The sequence below is a fragment of the Paenibacillus andongensis genome, assembly GCF_025369935.1.
Classification (GTDB): Bacteria; Bacillota; Bacilli; order Paenibacillales; family NBRC-103111; genus Paenibacillus_E; species Paenibacillus_E andongensis.
In genome coordinates, this window is sequence record NZ_CP104467.1 from 1,495,001 (window position 1) to 1,507,624 (window position 12,624).

Below are 12,624 nucleotides of genomic sequence, written 5' to 3' on the forward strand. Positions count from 1 at the left end.
TGGGTGATGGCGTGCCTTTTGTAGAATGAACCGGCGAGTTACGTTCCCGTGCGAGGTTAAGCTGAAAAGGCGGAGCCGCAGCGAAAGCGAGTCTGAATAGGGCGCTTGAGTACGTGGACGTAGACCCGAAACCGTGTGATCTACCCCTGTCCAGGGTGAAGGTGAGGTAACACTCACTGGAGGCCCGAACCCACGCATGTTGAAAAATGCGGGGATGAGGTGGGGGTAGCGGAGAAATTCCAATCGAACTCGGAGATAGCTGGTTCTCCCCGAAATAGCTTTAGGGCTAGCCTCGGATGTGGAGTTGTGGAGGTAAAGCACTGATTGGGTGCGGGGCCCGCCAAGGGTTACCAAGTCCAGTCAAACTCTGAATGCCACAAACTTAAATCCGGGAGTCAGACAGTGAGTGCTAAGATCCATTGTCAAAAGGGAAACAGCCCAGACCATCAGCTAAGGTCCCCAAGTGTGTGTTAAGTGGGAAAGGATGTGGAGTTGCACAGACAACCAGGATGTTGGCTTAGAAGCAGCCACCATTGAAAGAGTGCGTAATAGCTCACTGGTCGAGTGACTCTGCGCCGAAAATGTAACGGGGCTAAACACGCCACCGAAGCTATGGCTTGCACGTATGTGCATGGGTAGGGGAGCGTTGTATGTACGTTGAATTCTGACCGTAAGGACAGGTGGAGCGCATACAAGTGAGAATGCCGGTATAAGTAACGAAAAGATCAGTGAGAATCTGATCCGCCGAAAACCTAAGGGTTCCTGAGGAAGGCTCGTCCGCTCAGGGTAAGTCGGGACCTAAGGCGAGGCCGAAAGGCGTAGTCGATGGACAACAGGTGGAAATTCCTGTACCACCGTAGCCGTTATGAGCGATGGAGTGACGCAGAAGGATAGTGACGCGAGCTGATGGATGCTCGTCCAAGCAGTGAGGCTGGTTAGTAGGCAAATCCGCTAACCGTAAGGCTGGGCTGTGATGGGGAGGGAAACTTTAAGTACCGAAGGTCATGAGTTCACACTGCCAAGAAAAGCTTCTAGCCAGGCGAAGGTGCCCGTACCGCAAACCGACACAGGTGGGTGAGAAGAGAATTCTAAGGCGCGCGGAAGAACTCTCGTTAAGGAACTCGGCAAAATGACCCCGTAACTTCGGGAGAAGGGGTGCCTCGGTAGGGTGAATAGCCCGAGGGGGCCGCAGTGAAAAGGCCCAAGCGACTGTTTAGCAAAAACACAGGTCTGTGCGAAGCCGCAAGGCGAAGTATACGGGCTGACGCCTGCCCGGTGCTGGAAGGTTAAGAGGAGTGGTTAGGGGCAACCCGAAGCTATGAATTGAAGCCCCAGTAAACGGCGGCCGTAACTATAACGGTCCTAAGGTAGCGAAATTCCTTGTCAGGTAAATTCTGACCCGCACGAATGGCGTAACGACTTGGGCGCTGTCTCAACGAGAGATCCGGTGAAATTTTAATACCTGTGAAGATGCAGGTTACCCGCGACAAGACGGAAAGACCCCATGGAGCTTTACTGCAGCTTGATATTGGACTTTGGTACGATCTGTACAGGATAGGTGGGAGCCTTTGAAGCCTGAGCGCCAGCTTGGGTGGAGGCGCCGTTGGGATACCACCCTGATCGTATCGGAGTTCTAACCTGGTACCGTAATCCGGTATGGGGACAGTGTCAGGTGGGCAGTTTGACTGGGGCGGTCGCCTCCTAAAATGTAACGGAGGCGTTTAAAGGTTCCCTCAGAATGGTTGGAAATCATTCGCAGAGTGCAAAGGCATAAGGGAGCTTGACTGCGAGACCTACAAGTCGAGCAGGGACGAAAGTCGGACTTAGTGATCCGGTGGTACCGAATGGAAGGGCCATCGCTCAACGGATAAAAGCTACCCTGGGGATAACAGGCTTATCTCCCCCAAGAGTCCACATCGACGGGGAGGTTTGGCACCTCGATGTCGGCTCATCGCATCCTGGGGCTGAAGTAGGTCCCAAGGGTTGGGCTGTTCGCCCATTAAAGCGGTACGCGAGCTGGGTTCAGAACGTCGTGAGACAGTTCGGTCCCTATCTGTCGCGGGCGTAGGAAATTTGAGAGGAGCTGTCCTTAGTACGAGAGGACCGGGATGGACGTACCGCTGGTGTACCAGTTGTCTCGCCAGAGGCATCGCTGGGTAGCTATGTACGGAGGGGATAAGCGCTGAAAGCATCTAAGCGCGAAGCCCCCCTCAAGATGAGATTTCCCAGTATGTAAGACCCCTTGTAGACGACGAGGTTGATAGGTTCGAGGTGGAAGTGCAGCAATGCATGCAGCTGACGAATACTAATCGGTCGAGGGCTTAACCTAATATAGGGATCTTTGACGAAAGTCAAAGTCTCTCAGTTTGAAACCTAAGGAATATTTTACAAACGTTTCGTATCTAGTTTTCAAGGAATAAATCCTTGAAAGATATATATTCCTATTCCCTGATAGCTCAGTTGGTAGAGCACTCGACTGTTAATCGAGTTGTCACAGGTTCGAGTCCTGTTCGGGGAGCCATATGGAGAGGTGTCCGAGCTGGCCGAAGGAGCACGATTGGAAATCGTGTAGGCGTCACAAGCGTCTCGAGGGTTCGAATCCCTCTCTCTCCGCCACTATCTTTCTAGTAAGGCCCGTTGGTCAAGTGGTTAAGACACCTCCCTTTCACGGAGGTAACAGGGGTTCGAGTCCCCTACGGGTCACCATTTTTAATTCCCATGGAGGCTTAGCTCAGCTGGGAGAGCATCTGCCTTACAAGCAGAGGGTCGGCGGTTCGATCCCGTCAGCCTCCATCATGTTTCCTAATCAGCTACTTGATTTAATAGGAAACGTGACATATACTTAATGACGCGGGGTGGAGCAGCCCGGTAGCTCGTCGGGCTCATAACCCGAAGGCCGCAGGTTCAAATCCTGCCCCCGCAACCAAATAATGAATGTGGAGCTGTGGTGTAGTGGCCTAACATGCCTGCCTGTCACGCAGGAGACCGCGGGTTCGAATCCCGTCAGCTCCGCCATTATCACATTCTATTAGTAAGGCTTTGTAGCTCAGTCGGTAGAGCAGAGGACTGAAAATCCTTGTGTCGGCGGTTCGATTCCGTCCAAAGCCACCATTTATTAACTAAATAAGCCGTTGTAGCTCAACTGGTAGAGCAACTGACTTGTAATCAGTAGGTTGGGGGTTCAAGTCCTCTCGACGGCACCATTGCTTTGTGGAGGCTTAGTGAAGTGGCTAAACACGGCAGACTGTAAATCTGCTCTCTTCGAGTTCGGTGGTTCGAATCCATCAGCCTCCATTTTCCTTTTTTGTAGGGGCATAGTTTAAGGGTAGAACAAAGGTCTCCAAAACCTTTGGTGTGGGTTCAATTCCTGCTGCCCCTGCCAAAATGCATTAAACTTAATATTGTGGCGGTCGTGGCGAAGGGGTTAACGCACCGGTTTGTGGATCCGGCATTCGCGGGTTCAAGTCCCGTCGTCCGCCCATTATTACCAAAGCAACATAATGGGGATTAGCCAAGCGGTAAGGCAACGGACTTTGACTCCGTCATGCCAAGGTTCAAATCCTTGATCCCCAGTTTTATATGCGGAAGTGGCTCAGCGGTAGAGCATCGCCTTGCCAAGGCGAGGGTCGCGGGTTCGATCCCCGTCTTCCGCTCCATTATTACTAAGGCGCCATAGCCAAGTGGTAAGGCAGAGCTCTGCAAAAGCTTTACCCCCAGTTCGAATCTGGGTGGCGCCTCCACATTTATTAGCCGGAGTGGCGGAATCGGCAGACGCACAGGACTTAAAATCCTGCGGTAGGTGACTACCGTACCAGTTCAAGTCTGGTCTTCGGCACCATTATTTTTACAAGTTCATATGCCGGCATGGCGGAATGGCAGACGCGCTCGACTCAAAATCGAGTCCGAAAGGGTGGAGGTTCGAGTCCTCTTGCCGGTATAACGAATAGAAAAAGCTCATGAAATCATTCGATTTCATGAGCTTTTTCTATGTATTCGTATATTGCTATTTAGAGTAGATCAATTATTAAATTCACAAAATGCTGCAGTCGTAAAAGTAAGTAAAAAGATCGATGCGGGTAGGGATGGTATGTTGCATAGATTGTCGGCATTAAAGAGAATGATCACGTATCTAGGAGGAGTTTCGGTCGTCTGAACCGAAACTCCTTATTTTTTGCCAATATCTCTAATGATTCATGATTACCAACAGAAAGACATAGTTACGATTACGAGCAAAATAAACAATACGAGAACAGCAGCGGCGGAAGTATGACCACCGCCGTAACCAACACCAGCACCAGCAGCAACACCCATTTATGTCACCCCCCATCTAAAGGAATGTTCTCTGCGAAATCGGATGAGAGACAATACTATCCTATGGGGAGTGGTTATGATTTGATTCAGTTTTTAGCCTAATAGAGGTTGGAAAAATACGCTTTTAGGCGAGCGCCTTTTTTTAGAAAATGTACCAAGAATCTGAACAAGAGGCTGCAGCCCCCCATATGGTAGAAAAGAGAATGTTATGCCATTGTGGAGGTGTAAGTGCTATCGAGTACTTAGATATGTTAGCCAAATTAGGAGTGGGCAATGCGCATCCCGGGGGATTCGGAGAGACGATTGAACAATTGAAGAAGTATCCCATTGAGAAAGGGAAGCGCGTGCTAGAGGTCGGATGCGGGACTGGAAGAACGGCATGTTTCCTGGCCGAGCAAGGATGCGAAGTAACAGCAGTCGATATTCGTCCGGAAATGATTGCGAAAGCGATCATAAGAGCTGAGAAGCAGGGGGTACAGGTACAATTCAAGGTTGGGGATGTATGCCAATTACCCTTTGATGATCATACTTTTGATGTTGTGATGGTGGAGTCAGTGACGAATTTTGCAGATGCTCAGAAAGCTGTATCCGAGTATTATAGGGTACTTAAATCCGAAGGTAAGCTCTATGATCGAGAAGTTATCCGAATCAAAGAGATGTCACCGGGTGTTCATCGGGCGCTGTGCAGCTTCTATGGGGTAAGTAAAATATATAGTATGGATGAATGGCGGGAGCTGTTAGAGAAGAGCAAATTTGAACCCGTGGACTTCTCAGGGATACATGCTTTCCCGCTAACCATGTTCGAAGATCAAGTCCAACATCCAGACCCTGTTCACTTGTCTGATAAGCAGTCGTTTATGGATCCGCGGATTTGGCAAATTACCGCCAAATACGATGAGCTCGTTAATAAATATCATCCCTATATGGGATATACTCTCATGATTGGATCGAAGGAATAAGGGAAGACAAGGAAGGAATTTGGCTTCCCAATGGCGAAATATATGAGAAAGATTATCATTGGGGGCTGTTTCTTTGAACGTAGATGTCATAACAGAACGAATTCCGAATCGTAAGGCGAAAGAAATCTATGAGCGAATTTGTCGTCAAACAACGGTATCCAAAACGGAGTTGTTAGAGCAAAGCGGGATGACGGTATCTACGTTGACGCGGCTTTTGGAGGAACTTACGATACAAGGACTTATCCTTGAATCTGGTTTCGGTGCTTCAACAGGAGGGCGTAGGCCGATTCTGTATGAAAAGAATCCGGCCTATGCTTATGTATTTGGTTTGGAAATATCCAGAACGTTGTCCAAGCTTGTCCTTGTCGATCTGGGAATGAAGAAATTGGATACACGGAGCTGGACGATGACGGCTGAGATGACGCCAGATGTGCTGATATGTCTAATCGTAGATGAAGTACAAAGGATGTTATCCACACATAACATTGATTCTTCCTCTGTGCTTGGAATAGGGATTGGTGCGGTTGGTCCTGTGGATCGCTTGTCAGGGACCATCTTGGAACCGTCCTATTTTCCAGCAAAAGGATGGAGAAATGTTGAGATTTGTAGGCAGTTGACGGGAGAATTAGGTATTCCCGCATTGCTGGATAATGGAGCTAACGCGGCGATCCTAGCTGAATCATGGCATCAACGTACGCAGAGTTTTAAGCATCTGCTCTATATTCATGCTGGAATTGGTTTGCGCTCCTCCATGGTTTCTGAAGGAAAGGTTATTTATGGTGCCGTCGATATGGAAGGCTCTGTAGGTCAGATGATTATTCAAACGGATGGTGTTCCCCATCGTAATACGTCAGGCAACTATGGAGCATTGGAGTCGTATGCTTCTTTATATGCCATCGAGAAGGCAGCTCGATCCGCCTTAAAGCAGGGTCGATCTACGGCGTTGTCTCATTTGGTTGATGACCCCGAGCATGTCACGTACCTGCATGTGATGGAGGCGCTCAAAAAAAATGATCCCCTAGTTGTGGAGATCATCACGGAGGCTGCCACTTATTTCGGCATTGGACTAGCTAACTTGCTAAATATTTTACACCCTGAGAAGGTAATCCTAGGGGGGCCATTAATTGCGGGCGGGGAGTTGTTTTTCCAAACCGCTACGCAGGTAGCGATTCGGAAGACATACTACTACCCCGCCTATCAGGTTGTTTTCAGCAAAGGGCAGCTTGGTGAGGAAGCTCTGGCAATTGGTGCAGCCGTGATGGTCATGGACCAGTTGGTTAGGCTTTAATGCCCTTTAGAAAATCAATCATCAGCGCATTGAAAGCTTCCGGCTTTTCCATAGGCGTCAAATGTGAGGCAGCGGGTATTACATGATAGCTGACGCCATTAATCAGGTCAGCCATTTTCTTCATGACATCCGGAGGCGCGATCGGGTCTTGTTCGCCTGCGATGACGAGCGTTGGCACCGAGATTGAGCTAAGCAGGTCGACAGAGTCCTCGCGGAATGCCATAGCAAGACAAGCATGGACAAGTCCCTCTGCTGGCATCGATTCCATCACCATACTCAAGGTATCGACGAGCTTAGGATGTTCTTGCTTGGAAGGTTCTGTAATAAGTTTAGGCAGCATAGCGTCTCTTGCCACCACGGACCCTTTTTCATAGAGAGAGACAGCCATGTTTAAACGATTCTTACGAGCTTCTTGTCCATCTGCTTCAGGACGAGTATTGGCCAAGATAAGCCCTGTGAAACGTTTTGGAGCTTTGCGTAGAAGTGCAAACGCCACATATCCACCCATGGAGAAGCCGCCAAGTGCGGCTTTTTCTATGCCCATTTTATCCATTAAAGTTAAAATGTCATTGGCATATTGGTCTATCGATATATTCGATGCAGGTACGTCAGACTGGCCCATGCCACGTAAATCAGGTGTTATGACACGATAGCTTCCCGACAACGCGTCTATCTGCGATTGCCACATACGATGATCCAATGGGAAGCCGTGTAGTAAAATTACAGGTGCTCCATGCCCTTTTTCTTCGACAAACAGTTCCGTCCCGTTAATATGATGTTTCATTGTCCTTCACTCTCCAGCAGATAAATTTACCACGCATAAAGTCCTAATTCGTCCCCCAATCGTAGTTCTTAGGGCATAAAATAGGGAAAATTATCGAAAATGTTATGTCTTCATACTTTCATTATGGTTAACTCATACTTCTTTAACATTTGGTTGGTATTCTCTTATTATACCTTTTGTTAGTAACCATTAACAGGCAGAACGAAACATTCATTTTATGAAGTGAGGTTATTCTTATGACTAAAAAGCCATGGTCCACACAGGAATTGGACAAATTGATTCGCCTTTCCTCTGAGTGTCCTCCAGTTGTAATTGCCAGAGAACTTTGTCGTCCTGTGACTTCAGTACGCAAAAAAATGCGGGAAATTGGAGTAAGTTATGTAACCGGCGAGCAATGGAAAAAAAGTCAAATTCAGTATCTCATTTCGGATGAGGGCACGACGTATAAAAATAAACATAACCTGACACAAGCACCCAAAGAAAATGAATTCGAATCTCCTGTTCTAGATGAATTCTGGACAACACTCGTGAAAATGGCCAGAGTCGCGAAAAAGAGGGGGAAAAGAGTAGATGTCCTCTCGTTTATCGATACATACCGCAAAATTCGTATTGGCGGATAACTATATAGGTAATCATTCATAAAAGGTGAAATCCGTTATAACGAGATTTTACCTTTTTCTTTTGTCCAAATAGCTCTAAACTGAGAAGACTAATAACATCTAGGAGGTTGTATGCACAGGATCCCTTTGTTTTCACTGATTAGCAAGTATGATACGGCGATATGGGTTCGGGTCGTTGGGACGATTCTAACTTCATTAGCCGGGTTTATGATGAGACCTTATTTGGTTTATTATTTGTATGACAAACTGGATGGTTCTATTTTCTTATCTATGTTGATTATCGGATTACAGCCGTTATGCGGAATTTTCGTGAATTTGTATGCAGGTAGTTTAAGTGATCGGTATGGACGGAAGCCGATGATGCTGGCTGCTCTCATGATCCAAGCTTTCGCTATTGGCGGTTATATGTTTGCCAGTCACGTTTGGGAATTTGCTGTCATTTCGATCATTAACGGCATTGGGCATGCCATGTTTGGACCAGCTGCTAATGCACAGATTACGGATGTTGTTCCACAGGAGAAACGCGCTGAAGTATTCGCTTTGCTGCACACAGCATTAAATATGGGTTCAGCATTTGGACCGCTCATTGGACTGCTTCTATTCACCTGGAATCCGACCATTATTTTCTTGACTTGCTCGGTTGCTCTCCTTGCATACGCAGGGCTGGTCGTCTGGAAAGTTCCAGAGACCATGCCTGTGAAGACCGCGGCGGAGCTGGAATTGTCTAAAACAAAGCCGAAAATCAGATGGCGGGATCATAAGCCGCTCCTTTGGATAACGCTTCTAGCGATGCCGGTATCGCTGTTATATGCTCAAGTGGAGTCTACACTCCCACTGCATTTACAGCAGCATTTCGAGAATTATAAGACGGTTTTTGCTACGATTATTACCTTTAATGGCTGTGTCGTTATTGCACTGCAAATATGGATTGCTAAGCGTACAGAGCACGTTTCCGCGTATTTAGTAGTCGCAGCCTCCTATCTTTTGTTTGCCATTGTGTCAGTTGGTTATGGATTTGTACCTATCTTTGCTATACTCCTTTTTGTTGAACTTTTATTTACCATTGGTGAAATGTTAAATGGTCCCCACATTCAGAAGGTGATCTCCGTTATTGCGCCAGAGGAGCATAGAGGTTGGTATTTCTCAGTGTTCGGTATGAATTGGCAGTTATCACGTGCCATTGGGCCTATTTTGGGAGGCTTGTTATTCAGTCACTTTGGCGGGAAGGTCATGTTCGCCGTCGTAGCTGCCATCATTCTCCTAGCCGGTATTGCTCAATCGCGATATATTCGAAGTCTTAATCACAAAAAAGAGGAGCCTATAATAGAGGCTGCTCTGCAAACATAAGGAATGAGCTCCCCGCAATTTGGGGAGCTTTAATACTTTTGTAATACATACGTAAGCTTCATTTCATTGCTCTGCGGTATAATAGAATGAATGCTTGAGGAGGTATGCCGTATGGGTTCACTCGTTCTCGTGGTGGATGATGAAACGAATATTATTGATGTGTGCACCGTCTATTTGCAGCGAGAGGGATATCAGGTTATTTCGGCGGTGAGTGGCGACGAAGCCATCCGCTTATGGAGGCTGCACAGCCCGCAGCTGATTGTTCTTGACCTCATGATGCCGGGCAAAAACGGCTGGCAAGTATGCGAAGAAATTCGCAACGAGCAGGACGTGCCCATCATCATGTTAACGGCTCGAGGCGATGAAATGGATCGCCTCATGGGGTTAACGATGGGCGCAGACGACTATTTGACGAAGCCATTTTCCCCGCGTGAGCTGGTTCTGCGAGCGAAAGCGATTCTGCGGAGGCAGCAGCGCGGCCAAGCGGAGTCGGCAAACGGTGCAGGTGCTTTGCCACCTGCGCATATTATGAAGTTTCCGGGGCTGGAGCTTAATGTTCTGCACCGGAGTGTTCGAGTGAACGGGAAGGAAATTGAGCTGACCGTCAAGGAATTTGAATTGCTGCACCTGTTTGCAGGGCATCCGGAGCAAGTATTTTCACGTAATCAGCTGCTAAATAAAGTGTGGGATATTGACTATTATGGCGATACAACAACGGTCACTGTCCACATTCGCAGGCTGAGAGAGAAGATCGAGCCGAATCCCTCTGAGCCGCGATATATTAAGACCGTATGGGGTATTGGTTATAAATTTGAGGGTAGGGAGCCGACATGAAGCTTCGTATATATTTGCTCATCGCGAGTGGGGTGAGTACGGGTATTATTTTGCTTACCTTGTTTATCTGCTATCGATATATGTTATTGAACTGGAAAGACGTCGTCCTGTTGACGTCGGTAACTCTTGGCGCTGCGAGTGTATCGATGCTTATACATTACTTCATGACGCGCCCTCTTGAGAAAGCCATTCATGCGATTACGGAGGAAACGACGCATATTTCGGAAGGGCATTTTGAGGGACAAGTGCCTCAGATTGGACCTGCTGAATTCCAAAGACTTGCAGATCAATTTAATCGAATGACGGGCAAGCTGAATGAAAGCTTTCAGAAATTGCGAACAGCTGAGGCGTCCCGTAAAGAGCTTGTAGCGAATGTTTCACACGATTTGAGGACCCCAATGGCTTCTATTCAAGCATTCGTTGAAGCTTTGGAGGACGATGTCATTCAAGATAAAGAAACTTTTGCACGATATCTGCAAACCATACGGCTTGAAACAGGACGATTAGATGGACTGATTCAAGAATTATTTAAGCTGTCACAGTTGGATGCCGGAGGAACTGAATTTGCTCCTGAACGGTACCATGTCGATCATTTGCTGCTAGACAGCTTGCAAAGCTTGGCTTTTCAGTTGGAGGAAAAACAGCTGCAGGTCGACGTCGACTTGCCTGATCGATTGCCCCCGGTGGCCATTATGCCCCAGGAAATGAAGCGGGTCCTTTCTAACATTTTGGATAACGCCATACGACATTCTCCTGTTGGTGGGACGATTGAAATAAAAGTTGAACAGATCTCAGACGAGTATGTGAAGCTTAATATTCAGGATCATGGTCAAGGGATCGACGAAGAGGATAGAAATAAGATCTTCGATCGCTTCTATCGTTCGGATCCGTCAAGAACACGAGCCAGCGGAGGCGCAGGTCTCGGACTTGCGATTGCCAAATCAATTGTTCACCTGCATGGAGGAACAATTGGTGTTGATAGCCATACAGGTGCTAAAGGGCACGGCAGCCGTTTCTGGTTTACGATGCCGATTTATTAGTGTGGTAAGAGCTGAAAGTGGTATCAAGAGGTAGCACTGCAATTGAAACGCGCATGGACCGCATTTAGATTGCTATTGAAACTCCTATGGACCACAAGAAGGATTGCCCCCTTCTTTGTGGTTTTTTTGCGCGGATGGGGAGGGACATCATTAATTCTATTTTCGCTTTCTGGGTTGTTGTGGTTGGGCATTTTATTGCCTCTGCAGAGAAGGAATGATCCGCTATAGTGAAGAATCACTGCGATTAGGGGAGCAAACAGCAGCGTATCGGAAGGAATCGAGGAAATGGGATATTTACGGGACAATTGGTACAATATTGTCTCTGATTTCGCTAATTTTAATGATTTGGAAGCCAGGCATGTAGGGATGCTGGGCTTTTTTTGTTAGTCTCTTGTAAGTATTTCGTAATGGATCCGTTAGTGTTTCTTAAGCTCGGTACGTTAATTTAAGGAATAGAAAGACGTAACGAAAACTTAGGAGGAATAGACGATGAAAAGATGGAAAAAAGCGATGGTTGTTTCACTGGTTGCTTGTACTTTAGCACTTCCAGGGTTGGCAAGTGCAGAGGAAATGATGGCAAAGAAGTTTAACTACAGCGGTATTGAAACGATGATGAAGGATGGGACGGAGCTCGTTCCCCTGCGGGAGATTGCTGAATCATTAGGTTTTAAGGTGACATGGGATGGGGAAACTCGCTCGGTTACTTTAATGAAGAGTATGACGGAAGACAAAGGCATGATGGATGATAAGACGATGAAAGATATGGTGACGATGGGGAACACGTTCGTGATTCAAATCGATAGTAAGACAATTAAGGCAGGCATGATGGATAATGTGCTCATGGTTGCACCGACCATTTTGAATGACAAGACTTATGTACCGAAAGAATTGGTCGATACTTATTTAGTGAAGTAGTTTAAATCGTATACCCCCCCCCCCCATCGCCACGATGTTAGTGGAGTTTGGGGGGTTCTTAGGTTGAGAGTTACACGAAATATTAGCGGATTTGTAAGCCTTTTTTAATATTTATACGTTATGATAAGAATAACGAAAAGATTGTAAGTGGATGAAGGTGGTGACGTTATGGATTCAAAAAGAGGATGGCTAAAGCAGTCTTTTGGGAAGCGATTGAATGCTGTTCATAGCTGGAATGCGTGGATTTTGCTGCTGCTTACTGTGACGGGCATCGTGCTGAGTATCGGTGCGATTAGGGGAGATCTGGGGAGCTTCCGTGTGACGATCAAGCAGCTTCACATTTACTTGGGTGTCGCATCAATTCTGCTCATCGCGTTATACGCGCCGATGCTTCGTAAGCATTGGCACCAGATTCGCGCGCGCCGCAATCAACGCGCGAATCTGGTGTTCGTCCTTGCGCTCCTGATCGGCTGGGCCGGATCAGGGGGGATTTTGTGGCAGTTCCGCAATCTGCCACCGGCTTTGA

The 12,624-nt window shown here is 47.3% G+C and carries 10 protein-coding genes, 16 tRNA genes and 1 rRNA gene (1 of these 27 running past the window's edge); 24 read left to right on the forward strand and 3 right to left on the reverse strand.

The genetic code is table 11. The annotated features are described in order from the left end of the window. From NYR53_RS06840 to NYR53_RS06920, 17 genes are all read left to right on the forward strand, one after another. Positions 1-2,329 (forward strand): 23S ribosomal RNA (locus NYR53_RS06840) (it extends 587 nt beyond the left edge of the window). Positions 2,330-2,445: 116 nt separating this feature from the next. Then, positions 2,446-2,521, forward strand: a tRNA-Asn gene (locus NYR53_RS06845). Positions 2,522-2,524: 3 nt separating this feature from the next. After that, positions 2,525-2,616: transfer RNA gene (locus NYR53_RS06850), tRNA-Ser, on the forward strand. A gap of 15 nt (positions 2,617-2,631) precedes the next feature. Continuing rightward, positions 2,632-2,706: transfer RNA gene (locus tag NYR53_RS06855), tRNA-Glu, on the forward strand. A 14-nt stretch (positions 2,707-2,720) separates the two neighbouring features. Continuing rightward, a tRNA-Val gene (locus NYR53_RS06860) sits at positions 2,721-2,793 on the forward strand. 56 nt (positions 2,794-2,849) lie between these two features. Then, a tRNA-Met gene (locus NYR53_RS06865) sits at positions 2,850-2,926 on the forward strand. Positions 2,927-2,938: 12 nt separating this feature from the next. Continuing rightward, a tRNA-Asp gene (locus tag NYR53_RS06870) sits at positions 2,939-3,015 on the forward strand. 20 nt (positions 3,016-3,035) lie between these two features. Continuing rightward, positions 3,036-3,111: transfer RNA gene (locus NYR53_RS06875), tRNA-Phe, on the forward strand. 16 nt (positions 3,112-3,127) lie between these two features. Next, a tRNA-Thr gene (locus NYR53_RS06880) sits at positions 3,128-3,203 on the forward strand. 9 nt (positions 3,204-3,212) lie between these two features. Further along, a tRNA-Tyr gene (locus NYR53_RS06885) sits at positions 3,213-3,294 on the forward strand. A gap of 14 nt (positions 3,295-3,308) precedes the next feature. Continuing rightward, a tRNA-Trp gene (locus NYR53_RS06890) sits at positions 3,309-3,382 on the forward strand. A gap of 24 nt (positions 3,383-3,406) precedes the next feature. Continuing rightward, a tRNA-His gene (locus NYR53_RS06895) sits at positions 3,407-3,479 on the forward strand. 22 nt (positions 3,480-3,501) lie between these two features. Further along, positions 3,502-3,573, forward strand: a tRNA-Gln gene (locus tag NYR53_RS06900). An 8-nt stretch (positions 3,574-3,581) separates the two neighbouring features. Beyond that, positions 3,582-3,656 (forward strand) — tRNA-Gly (locus NYR53_RS06905). 10 nt (positions 3,657-3,666) lie between these two features. Then, positions 3,667-3,740 (forward strand) — tRNA-Cys (locus NYR53_RS06910). Positions 3,741-3,749: 9 nt separating this feature from the next. Beyond that, positions 3,750-3,838: transfer RNA gene (locus NYR53_RS06915), tRNA-Leu, on the forward strand. 20 nt (positions 3,839-3,858) lie between these two features. Then, positions 3,859-3,937 (forward strand) — tRNA-Leu (locus NYR53_RS06920). Positions 3,938-4,197: 260 nt separating this feature from the next. Here the strand turns inward: NYR53_RS06920 and NYR53_RS06925 are convergent. Beyond that, positions 4,198-4,311 carry a YjcZ family sporulation protein gene (locus NYR53_RS06925; protein WP_261304493.1) on the reverse strand — a complete coding sequence of 38 codons (114 nt, stop codon included), beginning with the start codon at positions 4,309-4,311 and terminating at the stop codon, positions 4,198-4,200. 149 nt (positions 4,312-4,460) lie between these two features. Here NYR53_RS06925 and NYR53_RS06930 point away from each other — a divergent pair, with 149 nt between their 5' ends. Both NYR53_RS06930 and NYR53_RS06935 read left to right on the forward strand, forming a co-directional pair. Beyond that, positions 4,461-5,270: a class I SAM-dependent methyltransferase gene (locus NYR53_RS06930; RefSeq protein ID WP_261304494.1), complete on the forward strand. Its 810-nt coding sequence runs from the start codon at positions 4,461-4,463 to the stop codon at positions 5,268-5,270. Positions 5,271-5,343: 73 nt separating this feature from the next. Continuing rightward, positions 5,344-6,558, forward strand: coding sequence for an ROK family protein (locus NYR53_RS06935; RefSeq protein WP_261304495.1), 1,215 nt, complete (start codon positions 5,344-5,346; stop codon positions 6,556-6,558). Here the strand turns inward: NYR53_RS06935 and NYR53_RS06940 are convergent. Beyond that, a complete protein-coding gene (locus tag NYR53_RS06940) occupies positions 6,548-7,342 on the reverse strand; it encodes an alpha/beta fold hydrolase (protein WP_261304496.1) in 795 nt (264 codons plus the stop codon). The genes NYR53_RS06935 and NYR53_RS06940 overlap by 11 nt on opposite strands. 236 nt (positions 7,343-7,578) lie before the next feature. On the opposite strand from NYR53_RS06940, the gene NYR53_RS06945 reads away from it, so the two are divergent. The 5 genes from NYR53_RS06945 to NYR53_RS06965 all read left to right on the forward strand — a co-directional run bounded on the left by NYR53_RS06945 (position 7,579) and on the right by NYR53_RS06965 (position 12,098). After that, positions 7,579-7,962, forward strand: coding sequence for a hypothetical protein (locus NYR53_RS06945; RefSeq protein ID WP_261304497.1), 384 nt, complete (start codon positions 7,579-7,581; stop codon positions 7,960-7,962). Between the two features lie 111 nt (positions 7,963-8,073). Then, positions 8,074-9,309: an MDR family MFS transporter gene (locus NYR53_RS06950; RefSeq protein ID WP_261304498.1), complete on the forward strand. Its 1,236-nt coding sequence runs from the start codon at positions 8,074-8,076 to the stop codon at positions 9,307-9,309. A 111-nt stretch (positions 9,310-9,420) separates the two neighbouring features. Continuing rightward, positions 9,421-10,143: a response regulator transcription factor gene (locus NYR53_RS06955; protein WP_261304499.1), complete on the forward strand. Its 723-nt coding sequence runs from the start codon at positions 9,421-9,423 to the stop codon at positions 10,141-10,143. After that, on the forward strand, positions 10,140-11,183 hold the full coding sequence (locus tag NYR53_RS06960; protein ID WP_261304500.1) for a HAMP domain-containing sensor histidine kinase: 1,044 nt from the start codon (positions 10,140-10,142) through the stop codon (positions 11,181-11,183). Before NYR53_RS06955 ends, NYR53_RS06960 begins: the two co-directional genes overlap by 4 nt. A gap of 489 nt (positions 11,184-11,672) precedes the next feature. After that, entirely contained in the window at positions 11,673-12,098 is a 426-nt protein-coding gene (locus NYR53_RS06965) for a copper amine oxidase N-terminal domain-containing protein (protein WP_261304501.1), read from the forward strand. A gap of 189 nt (positions 12,099-12,287) precedes the next feature. Here the strand turns inward: NYR53_RS06965 and NYR53_RS34405 are convergent, their stop codons facing one another. Next, positions 12,288-12,437, reverse strand: a complete 150-nt coding sequence (locus NYR53_RS34405) for a hypothetical protein (RefSeq protein ID WP_367618627.1) — start codon at positions 12,435-12,437, stop codon at positions 12,288-12,290. Positions 12,438-12,624 lie beyond the last annotated feature (187 nt).

Coding starts and splice junctions, on each gene's coding strand:
- NYR53_RS06965 (WP_261304501.1), top strand. CDS start 11,673: ATGAAAAGATGGAAAAAAGCGATGGTTGTTTCACTGGTTGCTTGTACT.
- NYR53_RS06950 (WP_261304498.1), top strand. CDS start 8,074: ATGCACAGGATCCCTTTGTTTTCACTGATTAGCAAGTATGATACGGCG.
- NYR53_RS06940 (WP_261304496.1), bottom strand. CDS start 7,342: ATGAAACATCATATTAACGGGACGGAACTGTTTGTCGAAGAAAAAGGG.
- NYR53_RS06960 (WP_261304500.1), top strand. CDS start 10,140: ATGAAGCTTCGTATATATTTGCTCATCGCGAGTGGGGTGAGTACGGGT.
- NYR53_RS06930 (WP_261304494.1), top strand. CDS start 4,461: ATGTACCAAGAATCTGAACAAGAGGCTGCAGCCCCCCATATGGTAGAA.
- NYR53_RS06945 (WP_261304497.1), top strand. CDS start 7,579: ATGACTAAAAAGCCATGGTCCACACAGGAATTGGACAAATTGATTCGC.
- NYR53_RS06925 (WP_261304493.1), bottom strand. CDS start 4,311: ATGGGTGTTGCTGCTGGTGCTGGTGTTGGTTACGGCGGTGGTCATACT.
- NYR53_RS06955 (WP_261304499.1), top strand. CDS start 9,421: ATGGGTTCACTCGTTCTCGTGGTGGATGATGAAACGAATATTATTGAT.